At 62.3% G+C, this 3,371-nt stretch carries 4 protein-coding genes and 1 pseudogene; 3 read left to right on the top strand and 2 right to left on the bottom strand.

Translation table 11 applies throughout. The annotated features are described in order from the left end of the window. Together EOA86_RS27450 and mmsB are read left to right on the top strand one after the other, a co-directional pair. Positions 1–192, top strand: a pseudogene (locus EOA86_RS27450) (ABC transporter ATP-binding protein); the annotation flags it as partial. Beyond that, entirely contained in the window at positions 189–1,481 is a 1,293-nt protein-coding gene (gene mmsB, locus EOA86_RS27445) for a multiple monosaccharide ABC transporter permease (protein ID WP_127209314.1), read from the top strand. The pseudogene EOA86_RS27450 and the gene mmsB, both read left to right, overlap by 4 nt. Before the next feature lie 119 nt (positions 1,482–1,600). Here the strand turns inward: mmsB and EOA86_RS38900 are convergent, their stop codons facing one another. After that, entirely contained in the window at positions 1,601–1,771 is a 171-nt protein-coding gene (locus EOA86_RS38900) for a hypothetical protein (RefSeq protein WP_164892018.1), read from the bottom strand. Between EOA86_RS38900 and araD1 the strand changes: the two genes are divergently transcribed. Continuing rightward, on the top strand, positions 1,770–2,762 hold the full coding sequence (araD1, locus tag EOA86_RS27440; RefSeq protein ID WP_127209313.1) for an AraD1 family protein: 993 nt from the start codon (positions 1,770–1,772) through the stop codon (positions 2,760–2,762). The genes EOA86_RS38900 and araD1 overlap by 2 nt on opposite strands. Positions 2,763–2,929: 167 nt before the next feature. Here the strand turns inward: araD1 and EOA86_RS27435 are convergent. After that, positions 2,930–3,371: transporter substrate-binding domain-containing protein (locus EOA86_RS27435; protein WP_128344549.1), on the bottom strand; the 442-nt coding region annotated here is incomplete at its 5' end.

Genomic DNA, 3,371 nt, shown 5'->3' with positions numbered 1-3,371 from the left:
ATCATCGCGCGTCTCGCCTCGGAGGGTAAGGCGATCATCGTCATCTCGTCGGAGATGCCCGAACTGCTCGGCATCACCGACCGCATCTATGTCATGAACGAAGGACGTATTGTCGGCGAAATGGCGGCGAGCGACGCCAGCCAGGAAAAGATCATGCGCGCCATCGTTCGCGGAGAAGGAAAAGCATCATGAGCACCGAAAGCGCTCCCGTCCCGAAAAGCGGCGTCGCCGAAGATGTGCAGCAGGGGCCGCGCGTTGCCGTCTCGGCGCTGGTCACCAACCTGCGCGAATACGGCCTAATCCTGGCGCTTATCGCCATCATGGTATTCTTCCAGTACACGACGTCCGGAACGCTGTTCAAGCCGGTGAACTTGAGTAACCTGGTGCAGCAGAACAGCTTCATCATCGTGATGGCGCTGGGCATGCTGCTGGTGATCGTCTCCGGCCATATCGATCTCAGCGTCGGGTCCGTCGCCGGTTTCATCGGCGCGCTAGCGGCGATGATGATGGTCATCTGGCCGCTCGGCCCTTTCAGCAATCCGCTGGTGGTGTCGATCATCTGCCTGATCATCGGCGGCGCGATCGGCGCGGGACAAGGCTACTGGATCGCCTATCACCGAATACCGAGCTTCATCGTCACGCTGGCGGGGATGCTGATCTTCCGCGGCATCTGCCAAGCGCTGCTGGGTGGCGGGTCCTCCGTGGGGCCGCTTCCAGCCGGCTTCAAGGCGCTCAGTTCCGGCTTCATCCCGGACGTGATCGGCCCGTTGACGCTGATCCCGCCGGTCGTGAACGCCGCCGGCAAGACCATCGTCGGCAGCGGGCTAACGCTGCACATGACGACGATCGTGATCGGCCTCGTTGCCGTGCTCGCCTATGCCTATTTCGGGCTCAGGGCACGGCGCAGCCGCGAGCGGCATGGCTACGAAGCCGAACCCTTCACGCTGTTCGTCGTCAAGACCCTGGTGACCAGCGCTCTGGCGCTTTTTCTGGTCTACCAGTTCGCCACCTACAGAGGTCTGCCAATCGTTCTCGTAGTGATGGGCGTGCTGATCGCGCTGTTCGTCTTCGTCACCAAACGCATGACGGTCGGCCGCCGTATCTACGCAATGGGCGGCAATGCCAAGGCGGCTCAGCTATCGGGTATCAAGACCGAGCGGCTGACCCTGATGGTGTTCATCAATATGGGCGTGCTCTCGGCGCTCGGCGGGCTGATCATTGCGGCGCGCCTTGGCCAGGCGGTGCCGGCGGCCGGCCTCGGCAGCGAGCTCGACGTCATCGCCGCTGTGTTCATCGGCGGCGCTTCGGCGATGGGCGGCGTCGGTCAAGTTATAGGCGCGGTGGTGGGCGGTTTCATCATGGGCGTCATGAACAACGGCATGTCGATCATGGGCGTCAATGTCGATTGGCAACAGGTGGTCAAGGGCCTGGTGCTGCTCGGCGCCGTGGTCTTCGACGTCTACAACAAGAACAAGGCTTGAGGGCGAGGGACTCATGCATGTCGCCAAACGTGTGCAGCGTGTTGGGACAACGGCATGCATGACAACAAGGATTAAAGCGGGCCGCGTTTCAAACGCGGCGCGCTTTTAGGAGGCACGGGTCACATCGCGGCGCTGCCGGGCGGCGCAAAGAAGTCCCCCAAGGGGACCGGGCCCGCGAGCGCAATCCGGACGAAGAGTTCACCAGTGGCGCGGATATCATCCGAGCCGCGCTGGTCAAGGTTTGCCAACCCGGCAGCTAGGCCACAGGCAATTGAGAGAGGGTACATCATGCTGATCTCCCAGATCCTCGACGAGGCAGAGACCATCCGCGTCATTGCCCGCAACGGCGGCAAGACCCGGATCATCAACGGCGCCCGCAGCGTCTATTCGCTGGCGATGGAGGCCGCGCGCACCGGCACCGGACTTGTCGCCCTCATCGAGCGCAAAGGCTTCGGTGAAGCGGTCGACCTCGATGCCGCATACAAGAAGGGGCGGCTGTTGTCGCCGATCAACCATCCCGACCCGGCGCATCTTCATCTCACCGGCACCGGGCTGACGCATCTCGGCTCCGCCGCGACCCGCGATGCCATGCACAAGAAACTCGATGCCGATCGCGAAGAGCAGCTCACCGATTCCATGAAGATGTTCCGCATGGGGCTGGAGGGCGGCAAGCCCGCCAAGGGCCAGACGGGCGTGCAGCCAGAATGGTTCTACAAGGGCAACGGCACCATGGCGGTGGCGCCCGGTGCGGCACTTCTGTCGCCCGCTTTCGCCCAGGATGCAGGCGAGGAGCCGGAAGTCGCCGGCATCTATGTCATCGGCGACGACGGCGTCCCGTTCCGCGTCGGCTTCACACTGTCAAACGAGTTTTCCGACCATATCACCGAGCGCGTGAACTATCTTTTCCTCGCGCATTCCAAGCTGCGCAACGCTTCGTTCGGGCCGGAAATCCTGATCGGCGACCTGCCCTCCGACGTCAGGGGTACCTCGCGCATCCTCCGCGACGGCAAGCTGCTGTGGGAAAAGCCGTTCCTGTCGGGCGAGGCGAACATGTCGCACACCATCGCCAATCTCGAACATCACCACTTCAAATATTCGGCCTTCCGCCAGCCGGGCGACGTTCATGTGCACATGTTCGGCACGGCGACACTGTCCTTCGCCGACGGCATCAGGACCGAAGCCGGCGACGTGTTCGAGATCGAGGCCAAGGATTTTGGCCTGCCGCTGCGCAACCCGCTTGAAATCGAGCAACCGGTGACGGTGGCGGTGAAGGCGCTTTGATTGTGTGATCTCCCTTGAGGGAGAGATGTCGCCGAATGTGACAGAGGGGGTCGTCTCACATAAAGCGCGAACGCCGTCTCCCGTGGCGGAACGGCGTTGGCACTTTACGCGCAGCGACCCCTCTGGCCTGCCGGCCATCTCCCCCTCAAGGGGGGAGATTGGCAGCCTCAATAAATATCGAAATCGAAATATTTGGCCTGGATCTTCTTGTAGGTGCCATCTGCGACGATCGCATCGATCGCGGCGTTGAGCTTCTCGCGCAGCGCATTGTCTTCCTTGCGCACGGCGATACCGGCTTCGGTCTCGGTGCCCTTGACGTCGCCGACCATCTTGCAGCAGCCGTCGCTCGACTTCTTCATCCAGTCCATCAGCACGAATTTGTCTGAAAGGACGGCATCGAGACGGCCGTTCATCAGGTCGGCGACCGCCTCCTCCTGGGTCGGATAGAGCTTCGCCTCGGCGCCGGCTTTGCTATAGACGTCCTGGGCATAGTCGGCCTGGGTGGTCGAAGCCTGAGCGCCGACTGTCTTGCCGGCGAGTGCGGCGGGTTCGGTCGAGGCAATATCGCTGTCCTTCAACGCCACCAGCGAAAGCGGCGTGGTATAATAT

Origin of the sequence: Mesorhizobium sp. M5C.F.Ca.IN.020.32.2.1 (assembly GCF_004023105.1) — a bacterium.
Classification (GTDB): domain Bacteria; phylum Pseudomonadota; class Alphaproteobacteria; order Rhizobiales; family Rhizobiaceae; genus Mesorhizobium; species Mesorhizobium wenxiniae.
Note: the sequence above shows the minus strand (reverse complement) of the source record. Positions and strands in the feature narration are given on the sequence as shown.

Bases quoted from the DNA above. Each gene is read 5' to 3' on its own strand.
- EOA86_RS38900 (WP_164892018.1), bottom strand. From the start codon at position 1,771: ATGATGTACCCTCTCTCAATTGCCTGTGGCCTAGCTGCCGGGTTGGCA.
- araD1 (WP_127209313.1), top strand. From the start codon at position 1,770: ATGCTGATCTCCCAGATCCTCGACGAGGCAGAGACCATCCGCGTCATT.
- mmsB (WP_127209314.1), top strand. From the start codon at position 189: ATGAGCACCGAAAGCGCTCCCGTCCCGAAAAGCGGCGTCGCCGAAGAT.